The sequence below is a fragment of the Tistrella mobilis KA081020-065 genome (assembly GCF_000264455.2).
GTDB classification, from domain to species: Bacteria; Pseudomonadota; Alphaproteobacteria; order Tistrellales; family Tistrellaceae; genus Tistrella; species Tistrella mobilis.
In genome coordinates this window covers 3,367,513-3,387,662 of the sequence record NC_017956.1, presented here as the reverse complement: position 1 = coordinate 3,387,662, position 20,150 = coordinate 3,367,513, and the positions used below count along the sequence as shown (strand labels likewise).

The following is a 20,150-nucleotide window of genomic DNA, read 5'->3' as shown; positions in this document are numbered from 1 at the left end:
CGCTGCGGCCCCTCCGGGCGGAAACCTGGGGCCGCAGCGGGCCCGAAACCTGGCGGGGCGTGGCGGTCAGCTCGCCTTGCGCAGCGGTACCACCGGCGCCCCCAGGTCGACGATGCGCAGGACCGTCTGAATCCGCGCCTGCTTGCCGTCCTGGAAGGTGATGGTGGTGTCGATGTCGATGTCGTCGCGGCCGTTGTAGATCGCGTCGATGATCCGGCCGTAGCGCTCGTTGATGACGTTGCGCCGCACCTTGCGGGTGCGGGTCAGCTCGCCGTCATCGGCGTCCAGCTCTTTATAGAGCAGCAGGAAGCGCCGGATGCGCTGGGCCTCGGGCAGGGTCTCGTTCACCCGCTCCACCTCCTGACGCAGCAGATCATAGACATCCGCCCTGGCCGAAAGGTCGGTATAGGTGGTGAACGCGATCCCCCGCTGCTCGGCCCATTTGGAGACCACCGAATAGCGGATGCAGAGGATGGCCGAGATGAACGGCTTCTGGTTGCCCAGCACCACGCATTCGCCGATGAAGCTCGAGAATTTGAGCTTGTTCTCGATGAACTGGGGCGAGAACCGCACCCGGTTCGCGGTCTCGGCGATGTCCTTGATACGATCGATGACGACCAGATGACCCTTCTTGTCGAAGTAACCGGCGTCGCCGGAATACATCCAGCCCTCGCGCAGATCCTCGACCGATGCCTTCTCGTTCCTGTAGTAGCCGGCCATCAGGCCGTCATGACGGGCGACGATCTCGCCCACGCCGTTTTCATCGGGGGCGACGATCCTGATCTCGACGCCCGGGAAGGGTTTGCCGACCGTGTTCATGTCGACATCGTCGGCCAGGTGCACGGTGTAGGCGCCAGCGGTTTCCGTCTGGCCGTAGATCTGACGCAGCGGCACACCCAGGGCCTGGAAGAACTTGAAGGTGTCGGGGCCGAGTGCCGCACCGCCGGTCGCGGCCGATTTCAGATTAGAGAAGCCCAGCCGGTCGCGCAGCGCCCGCAGCAGCACGAAATCAGCGAGTTTCGATCGCCGTCCCTGCTCCAGCGCCTTCAGCGCCCGCTTCATGCCGAAATCATAAAGCGCGTTCTTGAGAGGCGTGCTCTCCATCATCCGGGCGCGGACATCGGCCGCGATCTGTTCCCAGACCCGCGGGGCCAGCAGCACGAAGCTCGGTCCGATCTCGCGCAGATCGGCCATCATCGTCTCGGGCTCTTCGACGAAGTTAACCCGGATGCGGCAGATCAGCGGCTGTGCCACGGCGTAGATCTGCTCCATGATCCAGGGCATCGGCAGCACCGAGACGTAATCATCGGTCGGACCTTTGGGGTCGACCATCAGATAGCGTGCGCAATGCTCGAGAAAGCGCCCCCCCTGCAGCATGGCCATCTTGGGGTTCGAGGTCGTGCCCGATGTGGTGCAGAGGATGGCGACGTCGTCGCCTTTGCCGGCCGCGAGTTCACGTGCATAGCGGTCGGGCTCCCGGCCGTGGAGTGCCCGGCCGAGTTCATAGACCTCTGCCAGATCCTTGAGCCGCGGATCATCGTATTTGCGCATGCCGCGCGGATCGGCATAGACGATGGTCCGCACCGTCGGGATGTCGTCGCCGAGTTCCAGCAGCTTGTCGACCTGCTCTTCGTCTTCGCACAGCACCACATGGGCGCCGGCGTAGTTGAGCAGATAGGCGACCTCGCTCGACATGGCGTCCTGGTAGATGGCGAGGCTCATCCCGCCCAGGGCATGGATCGCAATCTCGCCATAGAGGGCTTCAGGCCGGTTCTTGGACAGGATCGCCACGACCTCGCCCCGGGCGACGCCGAGCGAAATCAGGCCGAGCGCCATCTCTCGCACCCGGTCGTTGTAGTCGGACCAGGTGAACTCGTTCCAGATGCCGAATTCCTTCTCCCGCAGGGCCACCTCGGACCCGTAGGTGGCCGCATTGTGCGCGAGCAGTTTCGGCAGAGTGTCGTGGATCGTGAAATCGGGGAATTGCTGGGACATCACGCCACCGCCTCTTCGTCGTCATCCTCGCCGAGATAGGCCTTCTTGACGTGCTCGTCGTTGAGCACGTCGTCGGCCGAGCCCTCGGCAAGCTTGCGCCCGAAATCGAGCACCATGATCCGATGCGAAATGTCGGCGACCACCCCCATGTCGTGTTCGATCATGATGATGGTCATGCCCCATTCCTCGGAGAGGTCGATGATGAACCGGGCCATGTCCTCTTTTTCTTCGAGGTTCATGCCGGCCATCGGCTCGTCGAGCAGCAGCAGCTTGGGCCTGAGGGCGATCGCCCGTGCCAGCTCCACCCGCTTGCGCAGGCCGTAGGAGAGCTGCCCCGCCGTCGCACGGCGGACATGGGCGATCTCGAGGAAGTCGATGATGTCTTCCACCGCACGGCGGTGTTCCAGCTCTTCGCGGCGGGCGCCGCCCAGCCAGTAGAGCGAGCCGGTCAAGACGTTGTTCTTCAGCAGGTGATGCCGGCCGACCATGATATTGTCGAGCACGGACATATGGCCGAAGAGTGCGAGATTCTGGAAGGTCCGGCCGATGCCGAGGGCGGCGCGATGGTTGGGCGACAGCCCGGTCACGTCGCGGCCTTCGAACAGGATGCGGCCCTCGGTGGGCGTGTAGCGGCCCGACACGCAGTTCAGCATTGAGGTCTTGCCGGCACCGTTCGGCCCGATGATCGAGAACAGCTCGCCGGGCCGGACGTGGAAGCTGACCTCGGTCAGGGCGCGCACGCCGCCGAATCGCAACGATACGTCCTTGACCTCCAGGAGCGGGGTCTGTTCGCCCATGGGCCTCGGGTCTCCCTGTATGGGGCGCAACGGGCAACGGCTCCCGGTGTCCATCCGTCGTTCCGGCCGGTCCTCCCCGGCATCCCCAGATACCAGACCGGTCACGGAAGCTGCGGCGGCTGCGCCTCGTTCTTTGTTTTGTCATGCCGTTTTGTCATGACATTACATCACCACGTCGCCCCGGGGGTCAAATCCCAAGTGGCGTGACGATTGTCTGTTTGCCAAAGTTACGAAGGCAAACCCAGCAATATTTCAATAACGCCGTTATCATACTGGGGGATGATGCTGGCGGGCCTTCGCGACACGGCGTGCAAGGGTGGATGATCACACACGCAAACTGTCGATGATCACGCGCGCGGCCACCGGCACGCATGGCCGGATCAGGTCCGACCGACAGGGGGCGCCGGATGAGCGGGGGGGCGGAAAGCCGGGGCGGGGGGCGCTCCACCGTCCCGGCACGCGCCGTGCACGGTGACGGCACTGCGGTGCGGCGCGGCCCGAACCTGCCCCGCGCCCGGCCCCTGACCCACCCCCCGACCATCGTGCAAGGCGGCGGTTTTCGTAGACTTTCCGGGCGATCCCTGATATCACGGCGCGCGAACGCGGCATCGACGCCGCGACGTCCGTTTGCGGTGCACCCACCCGGGATCTTCCGGGGTCGGGTATATCTGCAACAGGATGGCCGCGGCGGACTCCCGTCTGTCCGCCGTCCGACCCGACCCCTCTCCGGTGCCATTCTGGTCCTTGCGACCGATGCCTGCCCCGGTCCGAGGTGACGCGGCCGCCGGCGAGGCGGGCCCGTCACCCGTCGCCCGAACGCGATGCCCGTCAGTCGATAAGACAAGGCGACAAGGTCCATCGTGAGGAGAGGTCGTCGTGACAGCGAACCGCCTTGACAGCTTCAGCACCCGTTCGACCCTGACGGTCGACGGGAAGGCGTATGACTATTTCAGCCTGCCCAAGGCGGAGGCCGCCGGCCTCGAGGGTGTCTCGCAGCTCCCCTTCTCGCTCAAGGTGCTGCTTGAGAACCTGCTCCGCTACGAGGACGGCCGCAGCGTCACCGACGCCGACGTCAAGGCCCTCGTCGCCTGGGTGAAGGACCGCAAGAGCGATCACGAGATCGCCTACCGTCCGGCCCGCGTTCTGATGCAGGACTTCACCGGCGTGCCGGCGGTCGTGGACCTCGCCACCATGCGCGCGGCGATGAAGCAGCTCGGCGGCGACGTCAACCGCATCAACCCGCTCTCGCCGGTCGACCTCGTGATCGACCACTCGGTGCAGGTCGACCGGTTCGGCACCCCGACCGCGTTCGAAGAGAACGTCGATCTCGAGATGGAGCGCAATGCCGAACGGTATTCGTTCCTGCGCTGGGGCCAGGGCGCGTTCAACAACTTCCGCGTCGTGCCCCCGGGAACCGGCATCTGCCACCAGGTGAACCTGGAATATCTGGCGAAGACCGTGTGGACCGCCGAGGAAGACGGCCGGACCGTCGCTTATCCCGATACGCTGGTCGGCACCGACAGCCACACCACCATGGTCAACGGCCTGGCGGTTCTGGGCTGGGGCGTGGGCGGTATCGAGGCCGAGGCCGCGATGCTGGGCCAGCCCGTCAGCATGGTCATCCCCGAGGTGATCGGCTTCAAGCTGACCGGCAAGCTCAAGGAAGGCACCACCGCCACCGACCTCGTGCTGACCGTCACCCAGATGCTCCGCAAGAAGGGCGTGGTCGGCAAGTTCGTCGAGTTCTACGGCGAAGGCCTCGACAACATGGTCCTCACCGACCGTGCGACCATCGCCAACATGGCGCCGGAATATGGTGCGACCTGCGGCTTCTTCCCGATCGACGGCGAGACGCTGAACTATCTGCGTCTGTCGGGCCGTGACGACGAGACCGTGGCGCTGGTCGAGGCCTATGCCAAGGCTCAGGGCATGTGGCGCGAGGCCGGCTCGCCGGATCCGGTGTTCACGGATACCCTCGAACTCGACATGTCGACGGTGGAGCCCTCGCTCGCCGGTCCGAAGCGTCCGCAGGACCGCGTGCCGCTCTCGACCGTGCCGGCCTCGTTCCGCGAGAGCCTGCCGACCCTGACCAAGAACAAGGGCACCGCCGCCGACGTCGTGGCCGAGGTTGCCGGTGCGGATTACAAGCTGGCGCATGGCCATGTCGCCATCGCGGCGATCACCAGCTGCACCAACACCTCGAACCCGGACGTCATGCTCGGTGCCGGTCTGGTCGCCAAGAAGGCGGTCGAGCGCGGCCTGACGGTGAAGCCCTGGGTCAAGACCTCGCTCGCTCCGGGGTCCAAGGTCGTGACCGAATATCTGCGCGCCGCCGGCGTGCAGGATGCGCTCGACGCGCTCGGCTTCAACCTGGTCGGTTATGGCTGCACCACCTGCATCGGCAATTCCGGCCCGCTGGCCGAGCCGATCTCGGCGGCGGTCAATGCCAGCGATCTGGTCGTGACTTCGGTGCTGTCGGGCAACCGCAACTTCGAAGGCCGTGTGAACCCCGACGTGCGCGCGAACTATCTGGCCAGCCCGATGCTGGTCGTGGTCTACGCGATCGCCGGCTCGGTTCTGGTCGACCTGGACAAGGAGCCGCTCGGCCACGACAAGGACGGCAGCCCGGTCTTCCTGCGCGACATCTGGCCGACCTCGGCCGAGATCCGCGAGACCGTCCGCTCGGTCATCACCTCGCAGATGTTCCGCGGCGAATATGCCGACGTGTTCTCGGGCGATGCCGCCTGGCAGGCCATTCAGGCGCCGGAAGGCGAGACCTACGAATGGGACGACGCCTCGACCTACGTCAAGATGCCGCCCTATTTCGATGGCATGTCGCCGGTGGCGTCCGACGAGATCGCGCCGATCAACGGCGCCCGCGCTCTCGCCATTCTGGGCGACAGCGTGACCACCGACCACATCTCGCCGGCCGGTAACATCGCGAAGAACAGCCCCGCCGCCCGCTATCTCACCGAGCATGGCGTGGCCCCCGCCGACTTCAACTCGTACGGTGCCCGTCGCGGCAACCACGAGGTGATGATGCGCGGCACCTTCGCGAATGTCCGCATCCGCAACGAGATGGTCCCGGGCGTCGAGGGCGGCGTACACCCGCCACATCCCGACCGGCGAGCAGCTCAGCATCTATGATGCGGCCATGCGCTACATCGATGCCGGCACCCCGCTGGTCGTGGTCGCCGGCAAGGAGTACGGCACCGGTTCGTCGCGCGACTGGGCGGCGAAGGGCACCATGCTGCTGGGCGTGAAGGGCGTCATCGCCGAGAGCTTCGAGCGTATCCATCGGTCGAACCTCGTCGGCATGGGCATCCTGCCGCTGGTCTTCGGCGAGGGCTGGGACCGGGCGAAGCTCGGCCTCAACGGGACCGAGACCTTCGACATCGTCGGCCTCGGCAACGACCTGAAGCCGCGCCAGGCGCTGACCCTCAAGGTCACCCGCGCCAATGGCGAGGTGGTCGAGGCGCCGCTGGTCTGCCGCATCGATACCCTCGACGAGCTGGAGTACTACAAGAACGGCGGCATTCTGCACTACGTGCTGCGCCGCATCGCGAGCGGCCAGGCCTGATCGGGCTTTCGCCGCCGAGATCCACACGCCCCGGCGCCTCTGGCGCCGGGGCGTGTGTCGTTTCGACGACAATTCCCGCAGCCGGCGGCCGGCGGGTGGCATGGCTGCGCGCCGCATGGTTTACTAGGCACGTGTCATCTCACCGGATGCCCGTGCCCCTGCCGCCGCGCCGGTGCCGCCCTTTTCCGTAAGACAGGACGGCCGCAGGTTTACGGCCGGATTTCGCCCGATGAGTACGGTTCTCGCCTCAGTCGCCGCGGTGCTGCTCAGCATCGCCATCGCCCAGCTGGGCAACGGCATGCTCTCCTCGCTGGTGGGTCTCAGGCTCGCCGTGGAAGGGGTCAGCACGATCGCCATCGGTCTGGTCGGTGCGGCCCATTTCGTGGGCTGGATCATCGGTGCCGCCACGGCCCAGCGGGTGATCGTGCGGGTCGGGCACATCCGGGCCTTCTCGGCCTTTGCGGCGATCGGCTCGGTCGCGATCCTGTCGCTCGGCTTCTTTCTGGATCTGGTCGGCTGGGCATTGCTGCGTGTCGTCACCGGCTATTGCATGGCGGCACTGTTCATGACCGCGGAAAGCTGGCTCAACTCGGCCAGCACCAACCAGACCCGCGGCAAGGTGCTCTCGGCCTATATCATCTCGCTCAACCTGGCACTTGCCGGCGGTCAGTTCCTGCTGACGCTGGAAGACGTGCGGATGCCGCTGCTCTATGCGCTGGCCGCCATGGCCCTGTCTCTGGCCCTGGTGCCACTGGCGCTGACCCGCAGCCTGACGCCCGAGATCCATGCCGCACCCCGGCTTGGCCTTTTGTCCCTCTGGCGGGTTTCGCCGCTGGGTCTCGCCGCCGTGATCTCCAGCGGGCTGATCATCGGCAGTATCCAGGGCGGTATGGGTGCGGTGTTCGCGCGCGGCATCGGCCTGGACACGGCCGGGGTGTCGGCTTTCGTCGCCACGGTCTTCCTGGGCGGGCTGTTCCTGCAATGGCCGGTGGGCTGGCTGTCGGACCGGATCGATCGCCGCCGCGTGCTGGCGGGGGCTGCGATCATGGTGACGATCGGCAGCCTGGTGGTGATGGCCGGGGCCGGCAGCATGCCCCAGGCCGAAACGCCGGCCGACGGCATGCTCGCGGGCTCGGGGCTTCTCGCCGGCATCATCCCGGCAGGCGCAGCCATCTGGCTGCTGTTCATCGGCGCGGTGATCGTCGGCGGTGCCGGTTATGCGCTCTACCCGGTCGCGACCGCCCATGTGAACGATCTGGTCGAACCGGGACGGATGATCGCCGCCGCCGGCGGGCTGGTGCTTGGCGGCGGCCTTGGCTCGGCGATCGGCCCGATCATGGCCTCGGGCATCATGAGCCTGGTCGGCCCCTCGGGTCTCTTCGCCTGGGCGGTGCTGGCCGGGGCGGTGCTGGCGGCCTTTGCCATCTATCGTGCCCGGATCCGGCCGCAGGTGCCGGCCAGCGCCAAGACCCCGGCCGTGGTCTCGCCCCGCACCACGCCGGTGGTGACGGTGATGGCGACCGACATCTCGGGCGCCGAGCCGCCGCTGGAAAGCGACGAGGCGATGATGGCCGCAGCCACGCAAGCACCTGCCGTCGACCCGGTGGTGGTTCCGGAAGCGGTGATCCTGCGGAACGGCGACGTTCCGGCGGAACCGGTCGAACCTGCCCGCAAGCCGGCCGGGGATCACGAAAACGGGGCCGCCGACGGATCGGCGACCCCGGATCAGGGCGGCGCGGATGCCCCCGCGCCGAAGGATGATCAGGCGCGATAGGCGCGGGTCATCAGCTGGGCCAGCCGGCGGGCAAAGGCGGCGGGATCCGCCGGCGCCTCGCCTTCGGCCAACCGTGCCTGATCGAGCAGCAGTTCGGCCGGCTCGGCCAGCGCGGCGGCACGGGCCGCCGCATCCTCACCCGCCTCGGCAGCCAGGCCCTTCAGGGCTTTCAGCAGGGCATGGTCGGGGTTGATCTCAAGGATCGGTGCCCGCACCGGACCGCCGCGGCCCGACCGCGCCAGCAGCCGCTCCAGCGCCGGGTCCGGCCCGTCGCTGCCGGCGGCGAGGCAGGCCGGGCTGTCGACCAGCCGGGCCGAGGGCCTGACCGCCCGCACCCGGTCGCCGAGCGCCCGTCCGATCAGATCGGCGAGGGCGGCACCGTCGATGCCGGCCTCACCTTCGGCGGCCTCGTCCTTCGTCTCGGGCGCCGCCTTGCCGTCTGCATCCACTTTGGGGAAGGCCGCGAGTTCGTCATCGGCGACGCGGCCCACGGCGCGGATCGGCTTGCCGTCGAAATCGGGCGCGATCATGGTCCAGAAGCCGTCGATCGGGTCGCCGAGCAGCAGCACCTCCAGCCCGCGGGCCTTGAAGCCTTCAAGCTGCGGGCTGACACGCGCCGCCTCGACGCTGTCGCCGACCATCACATAGATCGCTTTCTGCTCGGGCTTCATGCGGGCGACATAGTCGGCGAGGCTGGTCCAGCCGTCGACGGCGGTCGACCGGAAGCGGGCGAGGCCCAGAAGGCGGTCGCGGTTCTCGAAATCCTCGTACAGGCCTTCCTTGACCACCGCTCCGAAGGCATCCCAGAAGCGCGCATAGCCCTCGGCGTCGGACTTTGCCCGCCCTTCGAGTTCGCCCAGCACGCGCTTCACCAGACCCTGGCGGATCCTGGTCAGCAGCGGCGTGTTCTGCAGCATCTCGCGGCTGACGTTCAGTGGCAGATCGGCGCTGTCGACCACGCCGCGCAGGAAGCGCAGCCAGCCCGGCAGCAGGGCTTCGCAGTCATCGGTGATGAACATCCGCCGGACATGCAGTCGCAGGCGCGGCTTGCGCTCGGGCTCGTAGAGATCGGCGGGCCGTTCGGTCGGGATGAACAGCAGGTTGGTGTATTCGATCGTGCCTTCATTGCGGTTGTGGATCACCGCCCAGGGCTCGTCGAAGGCATGGGAAATGTCGCGATAGAATGCGGTATAGGTCTCGGGCTCGATCTCGGCCTTGGGCCGGGTCCAGAGCGCCTGAGCGGCGTTGATGGTCTCGACACCCTCATCCTCCTTGCCGCCCTCGGCCTTGCGCGGGTCCAGCCGGATCGGCAGGGCGAGGTGGTCGGACCAGCGCTTGACCACGGCCTTCAGCCGCCAGGGGTCGAGGAATTCGGCGGCATCCTCCTTGAGACGCAGGATCACGTCGGTGCCGACGGTGTCGCGGGCGATCGGCTCGATCCGGTAGCCGCCGCGGCCGTCCGAGGTCCAGCGCCAGCCCTGCGGCTCACCCAGCCTGCGGGTCTCCACCACCACCTCGTCGGCGACCATGAAGGCCGAATAGAAGCCGACGCCGAACTGGCCGATCAGGCTCCCGTCCTTTGCGGCATCGCCCGAGAGCTTCTTCGCGAATTCGGCCGTGCCTGAGCGGGCGATGGTGCCCAAATTGGCGATCAGCTCGTCGCGGTTCATGCCGACGCCGGTGTCGGAGACGGTGAGAGTGCGGGCGCCGGCATCCGGCACCAGGGTCACCGCCGGGTCGCCGGCGCCCTCCGCCAGGGCCTCGTCGGTCTGCGCCAGGAACCGGCGCTTGTCGCAGGCATCGGCGGCGTTGGCGATCAGCTCGCGCAGGAAGACTTCGCGCTCGCTGTAGAGGGCATGGGCGACGATGTCGAGGATGCGGCCGACATCGGCATCGAACACGCGGGTCTCTTCAGTATCGAGGGCTTCAGCCATGGGATCAGGTCCGTTCGGCAGGGCAATGATGGAAGGGCGAAGGTCGGCTGGCATCGGCAGCCGGCCACACGCGGTCAGGCATGCGCGGGTGGCGCGAAAGCCTGCCCGATATATGTGCGGTTCGTCACGGATCAAGGGCGTGGCCGCACCCTTGGGACCGCGGGATGGCCGCCGTCATCCGGCCGTCTTCATTCCGTCGCAGATCCGCACTTGAACCGGAGGCGCGGCCGTACGATTCTTCTCTCATGACGATTGCGCCCGAAGGGTCGGCACGGCTGCGTGCGGTGCTGGGCCCCACCAATACGGGGAAGACCCATCTTGCCGTGGAGCGGATGCTGGCGCATCGCACGGGCATGATGGGTTTCCCCCTGCGTCTTCTGGCCCGCGAGGTCTATGACCGGGTGGCCCGGGCCAAAGGGGCCGACAAGGTCGCGCTGATCACCGGCGAGGAAAAGATCGTGCCTCCCGAGGCGCGCTATTTCCTGTGCACGGTCGAAAGCATGCCGCTGGATCTGGGCGTCGAGTTCCTTTGCGTCGACGAGATCCAGCTCGCGGCCGACCCGGACCGCGGTCATATTTTCACCGACCGCCTGCTCCATGCCCGCGGCTTTGCCGAGACCATGTTCCTGGGCGCCGAGACCATCGCGCCGCTGATGCGCCGCCTGCTGCCGGGCATTGAGATCGACAGCCGGCCGCGCATGTCGAAGCTGGTCTATACCGGCGCCAAGAGCCTGACCCGCCTGCCGCCGCGCACCGCGATCGTCGCCTTCTCGGCCGCCGACGTCTATGCCATCGCCGAGATCATGCGCCGCCAGCGCGGCGGGGCCGCGGTGGTGATGGGCGCGCTCAGCCCCCGCACCCGCAATGCCCAGGTCGAGATGTACCAGGAGGGCGAGGTTGACTTCCTGGTGGCGACCGATGCGATCGGCATGGGGCTCAATCTGGATGTCGACCATGTCTGTTTCGCCGCCACCCGCAAATTCGACGGCCGCGATCTCCGGCCGCTGACGGCGCAGGAACTGGCCCAGATCGCCGGCCGGGCCGGCCGCCATCTGCGCAATGGCAGCTTCGGCACCACGGCCGAGATCGGCGGCCTGTCGCCTGATCTGGTCGAGGCGATCGAGGATCACGATTTCCAGCCGCTGCGCCGGCTGTTCTGGCGCTCGCGCGAGCTTGATTTCCGCAGCGTCGAGGCGCTGCTGCGCAGCCTGGACGTGCAGCCCCATCTGGATGCGCTGGCCCCCGCTCCGCCGGCGGAAGACCATCTGGCGCTCGCCCATATGGCGCGACAGCCCGAGCTGATGGCCCGCGCCCGCGGTTACGAGGCGGTCAAGCTGCTCTGGGAAGTCTGCCGGGTGCCCGATTTCCATGCGGCGGTGGGCGCGGCCCATGTCGGCCTGCTGCGCCGGCTGTTCCTGCACCTGACCCAGCCCGAGCGCGAGGGGCGGCTGCCGGGGGCCTGGGTCGGCGAGAATCTGGCCCGGCTCGACCGGGTCGATGGCGATCTGGACCGGCTGACCGAACGGCTGGCCCGGATCCGCACCTGGAGCTATGTCGCCAACCGCCCCGGCTGGCTGGCGGATCCGGGGGAGTTCCAGCTTCAGGCCCGGCGGATCGAGGACCGGTTGTCGGACGCCCTGCACGACCGGCTGACCCAGCGCTTCGTCGATCGCGACATGGCTCGTGCGAGCCGTCAGGCCGAGGCCTGGCGGGCCGTGGAGCCGGTGGTCGCCCATGACGGCGCCGTCGAGCTGGACGGCCGCGAGGTCGGCAGGCTGGACGGTTTCGACTTCCGGCCGAGCGGAGAGGCGGCGGGTCTGCTCGAGATCCGCCCGGTCCGCGACCGGGTGCGCAAATCGATCCGGCGCTTCCTGGAGGCGCGTTTCGCCCGGCTGGCGGCCCGCGACGATCTGGGCCCGGTGGTGGCGCTGGTCGAAGAGCCGGGGGATAGCCCGGCCGTCACCGTGGAAGGCGCTGTGCTCGGCCGGCTGGGCGCCGAGCCCGACGGCCGGCCGAAGGTGGTTCTGTCGCATCGCGACCATCTTCCGTCCGAGGCCACGACCGATCTGGTCCGTCGGGTCGAGGCCGTGCTGGCGGCCAGGGCCGCCGAGGCCGACGAGCCGCTGCTTCGGCTGGAGGCGGCGGCGCTCAAAGGCGCTGCGCGAGGTATCGCCTTCCGGCTGGTCGAAGGCGGCGGCGTGGCGCCGGCAGAGGCGGCAGCCGATCTGGTTGCCGGTCTCGATGCGGACCAGCGCCAGCGCCTCGCCCGGTTCGGCGTCCGGCTGGGCCGGCGCTGGCTGTATCTGAAGCCGCTGTTCGAGCCGGCGCGGATCCGGATGCGGCGTCCGTTCCTGGCGGCGCGCTACGGAGGCTCCCTGCCCGAGGCCGCCGACGGGGTGCGAACATCGCTCACCCTGCCCGATGCCGCCGGGACCATCCGTGCCCTGGCCGCTGCGGGATATCTTGCGGCCGGCCCGCGCGCGGTGCGCGTCGACATGATCGAGCGGCTGGATGCCGGGATCAGGGCAGGGCTGCGCGAGGCACGCGACGGTTTCGCGGTCGAGCCCGGCCTGCTGGCGCCGCTCGGTTGCCCGCAGGCCGAGGCACCGGCCCTGCTCGCCGCCCTGGGCCATCCGGTCAGGACCGCCGAGGATGGACGGATGACGGTGCTGCCGGCGCGGAGCGATCGTGCCCGCAAGCCGCATCGCAGCCGCAAGCCGGCCCGGCCCCCGGCCGCAGCGGCGCCGGCCGTCGATCCCGGCAACCCCTTCGCCAAGCTCGGCGCCCTGGTTCAGGGCGCCGGATCCCCGGCCGCCCCCGCGCGGGAGCGCGATGGGCGGCCATCGTCCCAAGGCTCCGCACGTATCCGCAGAGGTGCCAGCCGATGACCCAGAGGCCCGCCACGGACCAGATCGACCACCCCTATCGAAACCGTTCTTCCGACAAGGATGCCGTCGGCTTTGCCGCGATCCTGCCAACCGACGACCTCGCCCTGACTGCAGGCGTTGAAGCCGGCCGACAGCGTCTGGACAAATGGCTCTGGTGTGCGCGTTTCTACAAATCGCGCACCCAGGCGGCACGGTTGTGTGCCGACGGGCTCATCCGGCTCAACCGGATGCCGGTCACGAAGGCGGCCCAGATGGTGAAACCCGGAGACGTTCTGACCTTCTCGTGGGGGAACCGGATCCGGGTGGTACAGGTGGCGCGGCTGGCCGAACGGCGGGGGCCGACGGAAGAGGCGCGGGGGCTCTATACCGATCTGCGTCCGGCAACGCCGGCGGCGCCGATGCTTGCTGAATCGGTGGGGGCGCCGGCCTGAGAGGCGGTGCGGGCGGCACGCAATCCGACGGTGATCCGGCATGCGACCACATTCGCTGTTGCGGATCGGCCGGAAAAATGCTTCCACAAAGGACTTTTCCGGCGCTGCGGATTGAGTATGGTTGCGTCAGAAGACAGGACCGCACTGCGATAACGCACGTCGCGGTTGTAAAATGATGCGCCGTCCGACGACTGCCGCTCCGCATGCCGTCCTACGCCGCCGAACGTGTTCCGAGGAGAGCAGCAATCATGGCCTACGTGGTCGTCGACAACTGCATCAAGTGCAAGTATCAGGACTGCGTCGAGGTGTGCCCCGTGGATTGTTTCTACGAGGGCGAGAATATGCTGGTGATCCACCCCGACGAGTGCATCGACTGCGGTGTCTGCGAGCCGGAATGCCCCGCCGAGGCGATCAAACCCGACAGCGACGACGGTTTGGAACAGTGGGCCGAACTGAACCGCAAATATGCCGAGCTGTGGCCGAACATCAGCCGCAAGGGTGATGCGCCGGCTGATGCCGACGAATGGAACGGTGTTCCCGACAAGCTTGCGAACCACTTCAGCGACAAGCCCGGCCAGCAGGGCTGACGCCGGACGTTCTTCCCGGAGCGCGGACACTTTCATCCGGTCGGTTCCGGCCATGCGGATCAGGCCCCGCGCACATGCGCTCGACGCATGTGCGCGGGGCTTTATCTCGTAAGCCCGTCATGTTATCTTCATTTTTGCACCAGGATGACGAGTCCGAGACCCTGAGCGGGTCTCCAGAGCCCGGTTGAGGATGGTTCTCTTCAGTGGAGCCGGCAGCCGGACCCCGATCGTCATCGGCAAAATGAGTCCCGCGGCCCGGAGCGCGAGCCCCCGGCCGTCTCGTCCTCCCGAAGCGGCATCGCCGCGTTGCAGCATGCCCGGGTGCTTACAGCGATGTGAGCGCCAGGGGTGGTTTTTCCGCCGACCCTGCCGGGCCGCCTTCGGATGGCTGCGGCGGGAGAGGCTTGCACGGCGGTCCCTGCGGGAGCGGTTCGTCAGAACGGAAGCGGAGCCATGGCGAAGAAGAGGTTCGGTACCGGCGACATGGTCGTCTATCCGGCGCACGGCGTCGGCAAGATCGAAGCGGTTGAGGCACAGGAGATCGCGGGCATGCCGCTCGAACTCTATGTGATCCGCTTCGACGACGATCGGATGACGCTGAAGGTGCCGGTGATCAAGGCCGAGAAGGCCGGCATGCGGGCGCTCTCGACGATGGTCGAGATGACCACCGCCCTCGACACGCTGAAGGGCCGGGCACGCGTCCGTCGCGCGATGTGGAGCCGCCGCGCCCAGGAATACGAAGCCAAGATCAATTCGGGCGATCCGACCTCGATCGCGGAGGTGGTGCGCGACCTGCATCGCACCGGCGATCAGGCCGAGCAGTCCTACAGCGAGCGTCAGATGTATCAGCTGGCACTCGACCGGCTGGCGCGTGAATACGCCGCCGTCGAGCAGCTGGACCTGAAGACCGCCGCGATCAAGCTCGAGACCCTGCTCGACGCCGCTGCCTGACCGGCAGATCACCGGCGATCCGGTTTTGAACCGCCCGGGCCTTCGCGCCCGGGCGGTTCTTTTTTTGCGGCCCGTTGCGTGCCCGTTGCCCGACGGTCAAAAAAATCCGTCCGGACTGCATCCGAATCGGCCCGCCCCGTGTTTTTCCTGCAGGCCGGGTGATCCATTGCCCGCCTGACCGCGTAGACCGGAGGCAACAAGGCAAAGACTCGGCGCAAGGACGACGGGAGACGGCCATGGCGTACCTCGACACCCAGGACTCGCAGACCGCCGACCGGCGGTACATCCGCCAGTCGATGCGGGCCCCTCTGCTCGAACGCGAGGAGGAACTGGCCCTGGCCCGCGCCTGGCGAGAGACGGGTGATGAAGCCGCCCTGCACCGTCTGGTCAGCGCCTATGCCCGCCTTGTGGTCTCCCTGGCTGCCCGCTTCCGGAACTATGCACTGCCCATGGGCGATCTGGTTCAGGAAGGCAATGTCGGGCTGATGATGGCTGCAAGCCGGTTCGATCCCGATCGCAATGTCCGCTTTTCGACCTATGCCATGTGGTGGATCCGCGCCGCGATCCAGGACTTCATCCTGCGCAACCACTCGATCGTCCGCACCGGCACCACCGCAGGCGACAAGTCGCTGTTCTTCAATCTGCGCCGATTGCGGGCCCGGTTGGGCGAAGGCACCAACGGCCCGATCAGCCATGAGGGCCGGTTGAAGATCGCCCTGGAGCTGGGGGTCGACGTTGCCGCCGTCGAGGCCATGGAGGGTCGGCTTTCGGCTGCCGATCAGTCGCTCGATGCAGGTGTCGACAGCGAGGGGGGTGGCGACAGCTGGGTCGATTTTCTGGCCGATGATCGCCCTGGCCCCGAGGAAGTGGTGGTCGAACTGCGCGATGCCGGTACCCGCTCTCGCTGGCTGCGCCGGGCCTTGCGCGAATTGAACGACCGGGAACGGGTCATCATCCATGAACGCCGCCTGCGCGAGGACGCCGTCACGCTGCAGGAACTGGGCGAGGAACTCGGCATCAGCAAGGAGCGCGTCCGCCAGATCGAGCAGCGCGCCATCGAGAAACTCCGCTCGTCGATCACCCGCCAGATGCGCGAGGCCGGCGAGCGCCACCGGATTGAGGCGGTCGCCGGCTGACCGGCCCCGTCTCTCATCAGGTTCGCGAAGGCCAGCCCGTGCAGCCAGCCTGCCGGTCTTCGTGGACACTCTGTCGCATGGCGAACGTCACTATGCCCCGGCTTCGGCCGGGGCTTTTTTTGGGGGCGGCAGAAGAAACGATATGTGGTTGTACTCCACGGGACAGATACAGCCCAATGGCGTCTAAAACTCGATTGGGGGCGTTGATGAAGGCGTCGTCCGGGCGGCGATGATAGTCTTCGGGTCAGACGACGCGACTTCGACATCCGGGTTGATGGAGACGAACAATGCAGGTCGAACCTGTCGAAACCTCTTCCGTGCCCGAGGGCTTCATGCTTCACGACCGCCGCAGCCCGGTCACCGACCCCTGGCGGCCGATCTGGGCGAAGCGGAGCGAAACGGCCTTTCATCTGGGTCTGTATCTGGCCGAAGCGCACACCAATTCGCGCGGCCTCGCCCATGGCGGGCTGATCTCGGCGCTTGCCGACAATGCCATGGGGCTGACCTGCTGGCTCCACCGGCCGGAGTCCGGCGGGCTGGTGACTGTGAACCTCTCGGTCGACTTCATGGGGGCAGGGCGCATCGGCCAGTGGCTGGAGATCCGGCCCGAGATGATCCGGACCGGCCAGACGCTGGCTTTCGCCCGGGCGCTGATCCTGGCCGATGATGCGGTCATCGCCCAGGCTGCCGCTACCTTCCACGTCGCGCCGCCGCGCGGCTGATCCCGGAGATGTCGCCCATGTCCGATACCATCGCCCCTGGCACCACCGACGCAGGCACCACCGACGCAGGCGCACGCCTGCAGGCCTTCGTGCTGTCCATGCCTGCAGCCCGCCTGCTCGGCTTCGACTTTCTGGACGTCGCTCCCGGCCATGTCGTGCTGGATCTGCCCTTCCGGCCGGAACTGGGCGAGCATCAGGGGCTGTTTCAGGGCGGCATCCTGGGAGCGCTGGTCGATTTCGCCGGCGCCTCGGCCAATGCCACTTTGCTCGGGCCGTCTGAGGCGTTGATGACGCTCGACTACACGGTCAAGCTGCTGCGCCCCGCCAGGGCGGCCGGGCTCAGAGCCACCGGCCGGGTGATCGATGGCGGCGGCCGGATCGGTGTCGCCTCCGCCGAGCTGTTCCTGCGGGATGCCGATGGCCGGGTGGACGACACCGGCCCGATCGCGACCGGACTGGTCTCCACCCGGCGGGTGGATCTCCGGCCCCGATCCTGATCTCAGGCCTATATTACTGGACGACCAAGCGCACCTTGGTTCCGGGCTCAGGCGTCTCCCCGGGCTTCAGGCCGTTGAGCAGGCGGAACAGACCTTCCGGGTCCTCGTTCAGCGCCATGCGCTTCACCAGGCTGTCGACCGTGTCGCCGCGCTTGACCGTGACGACGTCGAGGCGCAGCGGCTTCACCGCCTTGGCCTCGGCTTCGGTCAATCTGTGGAAGCTGTAGGTGAAGCGCCGCAGATCCTCCTGCACCTTCGGCAGCACGTCGACCGGCGTGATCAGCTGAACGCGATAAACCGTGTCGGCATCGGCGCGCAGGATGATGGGCCGGACCTCCAGCGTCGTGCCGCTGCGATCCCGCACCCTGGCGACACCGGTGGCTCCGTCCATGCCGTTCACCGTGATGCGCTCGACATTCTGCAGGCGCGGCTGGCCCTCGGCGGCGCTGCGGGCCAGCACATCCGTCAATGCCATGTTGCGCGGCGCACGGGCCATGTCGAAGACGAAGCGGGCACCTTCCGGACCGTAGCCGGTGATGTTCTCGTCGCTGTTGATGATCGCGTAAGAGGGCGGGGCCTCGAAGGCGAACCGCAGTTCGGGATGCTTGAAGCTGCGGCCGTTGATCACGCCCTGCGCGCGCGACGAGCCATAGACCATGCCGTCGATGGCCTCCAGCTGGGGCTCCACCGGCCGCACGCCCGTGGCGCCACCCGCCAGCTGCACGGCGCGGGCCACCCGGTCGGGGGTTCGCGGATGCGAGGCCATCAGGTTGAACTGCTCGGCCGGGTTGTCCTGGCCGCGCAGTTTCGCCTCATAGCCCGAATAGTCGTTGAGCCGCTGCAGAAAGCTCGCCATCGCACCGGGGTCGTAGCCGGCGGCCTGAAGATAGCGCGTGCCCCGTTCGTCGGCCTCGAATTCCTGGTCGCGGCTGTAGGACTGCAGATAGACCTGCGCGCCCATATTGGCGATGTTGGCCACCGTGCTGCTGCCCAGAACCGCCCCCAGCAACCCGGCGCCGACCTGGGCGATCATGCCCGTGCTCATGCGCTGGGCCGAATGCCGGGCGGTCACGTGACCGATTTCATGCGCCATCACGCCGGCCAGCTCCGCCTCGTCATGAGCGAGGGCGATCAGGCCGCGGGTGACGTGGACATAACCGCCGGGCAGGGCAAAGGCGTTCACGATCGGGCTGTCGATGATGGTGAAGGTGAAGGGCTCATCCTTCATCTCGGTGACCGCCATCAGGCGAAAGCCGATATCCTCGACATAGCGCTGCAGCTTTTCGTCCTTGTATTCGCCGCCGAAGGCCTTCACCAGCTTGGGGTGTTCCTCGGCCCCCATCTTGGAGGCCTGCTCATCGCCGATCAGGTTGAAGCCCTGGCTGTTCGCCGGGCCGCCGGCGCAGCCGGCCGCCATCACGCCGATGACCGCCGCACCGATGAGCCGGCGCAGGCCATGCATCCGACGGGACCGGCGGGCGGGATACGGATCGCGGTCGGATGCGGGGGCGATCACGGGTGCTGCGGGCATGGGGCTCGGCCTCGTGAAGGATCGGAAGATGTTGAACGGCAGGGGCCGGAAGGGCGACGCGAGTGTAACGACGACGCGGCCGGCCGTGACAAAGATGGCGGCTGGGGCCGGATCAGGCAACCCGTGCAGGCGTGACAAGGCTGCGACATGACGCGGCGTAGCGCCTTGTCTCATGGCTGCGCTTGCGTGCCCCATAAGGGATCGGCCACACTTCGGGTGGCGATACAGTCGCCGAACCTGCGGAAGGCCGCCGATGCCAGTGGAGACCCGCCGATGATGGATGCCGCACCCCGCGATCTCCATCCGCCGATTGAACCCGATGCACGTGGCCGTCTGGATGTGGGCGATGGTCACGTTCTCGCCTGGGAAGCCTGCGGCCGGCCCGATGGCGTGCCCGTGGTCTTCCTCCACGGCGGGCCGGGCACCGGCACGGAACCCGCCCATCGCCGCTTCTTCGATCCGCGGATCTGGCGGGCGGTTCTGTTCGATCAGCGCGGCTGCGGCCGATCGACCCCCCATGGCGAGACCCGGGCCAACACCACCGATCATCTGGTCGATGACATCGAACGTCTGCGCCGCCATCTGGGGATCGATCGCTGGGCGGTCTTCGGCGGCTCCTGGGGCTCGACCCTGGCTCTTGCCTATGCCACCACCTATCCCGAGCGGGTGACCGGGCTGATCCTGCGCGGCATCTTTCTCGGCACCGATGACGAGGTCGCCTGGTTCCTCCACGAGATGGGGCGGTTCTTCCCCGAAGCCCGGGATGGCTTTCTGGGGCATCTGCCGGAAAGCGCGCGCGGTGATCCGCTGGCGGGCTATCTGCCGCTGCTGATGGACCCGGATCCGCGCATCCACCTGCCGGCGGCACGCGCCTGGTCGGGCTATGAAGGGGCCTGTGCGACCCTGAGGCCGGTGTCGCAGCTGGCGGCCGGCGCCGCTGCCGCCGCCGGCCGCGCCGACGAAGATCGCGCCATGCTGGCGGTGTCGCGGCTTGAAGCCCATTACTTCGCCCATCGCTGTTTCCTGGCCGACCGGCCGCTGCTCGGCCGGATCGATGCCGACCCGCGGCTCCGGCTACTGCCGGTGCACATCGTCCAGGGCCGCTATGACGTCATCTGCCCACCGGCCACCGCTGTCGCGCTCGCCCGCCATCTGGGTTCCTCGGCGATGCTGGAGATGATCGCCGATGCCGGCCATTCCGCGTTCGAACCCGGCACCCGCCGCGCCCTGGTCGCGGCCGGCGATCGCATGGGCCGGATGTTGCAGGCCGGCCTCCATCCCCGCAGCTTCTGACCCCCCGGACGATCACGCGCCACCGCCTGGTCCG

The 20,150-nt window shown here is 67.7% G+C and carries 13 protein-coding genes and 1 pseudogene; 10 read left to right on the top strand and 4 right to left on the bottom strand.

Translation table 11 applies throughout. The features are described from left to right. Positions 1–66: 66 nt before the first annotated feature. Positions 67–1,995, bottom strand: coding sequence for a long-chain fatty acid--CoA ligase (locus TMO_RS15440; RefSeq protein WP_041605017.1), 1,929 nt, complete (start codon positions 1,993–1,995; stop codon positions 67–69). Then, entirely contained in the window at positions 1,995–2,792 is a 798-nt protein-coding gene (locus tag TMO_RS15435; protein WP_014746577.1) for an ABC transporter ATP-binding protein, read from the bottom strand. The genes TMO_RS15440 and TMO_RS15435 overlap by 1 nt, the downstream gene beginning before the upstream one ends. A gap of 876 nt (positions 2,793–3,668) precedes the next feature. Here TMO_RS15435 and acnA point away from each other — a divergent pair. Next, a pseudogene (gene acnA, locus TMO_RS15430) lies at positions 3,669–6,372 on the top strand (aconitate hydratase AcnA). A 229-nt stretch (positions 6,373–6,601) separates the two neighbouring features. Continuing rightward, a complete protein-coding gene (locus tag TMO_RS15425) occupies positions 6,602–8,146 on the top strand; it encodes an MFS transporter (protein ID WP_014746574.1) in 1,545 nt (514 codons plus the stop codon). On the opposite strand, the gene htpG is transcribed toward TMO_RS15425, so the two are convergent. Next, positions 8,134–10,080, bottom strand: a complete 1,947-nt coding sequence (gene htpG, locus TMO_RS15420; RefSeq protein WP_014746573.1) for a molecular chaperone HtpG — start codon at positions 10,078–10,080, stop codon at positions 8,134–8,136. The genes TMO_RS15425 and htpG overlap by 13 nt on opposite strands. Positions 10,081–10,325: 245 nt before the next feature. Between htpG and TMO_RS15415 the strand changes: the two genes are divergently transcribed. The 7 genes from TMO_RS15415 to TMO_RS15385 all read left to right on the top strand — a co-directional run bounded on the left by TMO_RS15415 (position 10,326) and on the right by TMO_RS15385 (position 17,292). Then, positions 10,326–12,968, top strand: coding sequence for a helicase-related protein (locus TMO_RS15415; RefSeq protein WP_014746572.1), 2,643 nt, complete (start codon positions 10,326–10,328; stop codon positions 12,966–12,968). Beyond that, on the top strand, positions 12,965–13,399 hold the full coding sequence (locus tag TMO_RS32590; protein WP_014746571.1) for an RNA-binding S4 domain-containing protein: 435 nt from the start codon (positions 12,965–12,967) through the stop codon (positions 13,397–13,399). Before TMO_RS15415 ends, TMO_RS32590 begins: the two co-directional genes overlap by 4 nt. 248 nt (positions 13,400–13,647) lie before the next feature. Further along, on the top strand, positions 13,648–13,986 hold the full coding sequence (fdxA, locus tag TMO_RS15405; RefSeq protein WP_014746570.1) for a ferredoxin FdxA: 339 nt from the start codon (positions 13,648–13,650) through the stop codon (positions 13,984–13,986). Positions 13,987–14,439: 453 nt separating this feature from the next. Next, a complete protein-coding gene (locus TMO_RS15400; protein WP_014746569.1) occupies positions 14,440–14,937 on the top strand; it encodes a CarD family transcriptional regulator in 498 nt (165 codons plus the stop codon). A 236-nt stretch (positions 14,938–15,173) separates the two neighbouring features. After that, positions 15,174–16,073, top strand: coding sequence for an RNA polymerase factor sigma-32 (locus tag TMO_RS15395; protein WP_014746568.1), 900 nt, complete (start codon positions 15,174–15,176; stop codon positions 16,071–16,073). 287 nt (positions 16,074–16,360) lie between these two features. Then, on the top strand, positions 16,361–16,795 hold the full coding sequence (locus TMO_RS15390) for a PaaI family thioesterase (RefSeq protein WP_014746567.1): 435 nt from the start codon (positions 16,361–16,363) through the stop codon (positions 16,793–16,795). A gap of 17 nt (positions 16,796–16,812) precedes the next feature. Then, on the top strand, positions 16,813–17,292 hold the full coding sequence (locus TMO_RS15385; RefSeq protein WP_014746566.1) for a PaaI family thioesterase: 480 nt from the start codon (positions 16,813–16,815) through the stop codon (positions 17,290–17,292). Positions 17,293–17,305: 13 nt separating this feature from the next. On the opposite strand, the gene TMO_RS30500 is transcribed toward TMO_RS15385, so the two are convergent. After that, complete coding sequence (locus tag TMO_RS30500; protein WP_051045395.1) at positions 17,306–18,823, bottom strand: M48 family metalloprotease; 1,518 nt, start codon at positions 18,821–18,823, stop codon at positions 17,306–17,308. 273 nt (positions 18,824–19,096) lie between these two features. Here TMO_RS30500 and pip point away from each other — a divergent pair, with 273 nt between their 5' ends. Then, positions 19,097–20,116 carry a prolyl aminopeptidase gene (pip, locus tag TMO_RS15375; protein ID WP_014746564.1) on the top strand — a complete coding sequence of 340 codons (1,020 nt, stop codon included), beginning with the start codon at positions 19,097–19,099 and terminating at the stop codon, positions 20,114–20,116. Positions 20,117–20,150: the final 34 nt, after the last annotated feature.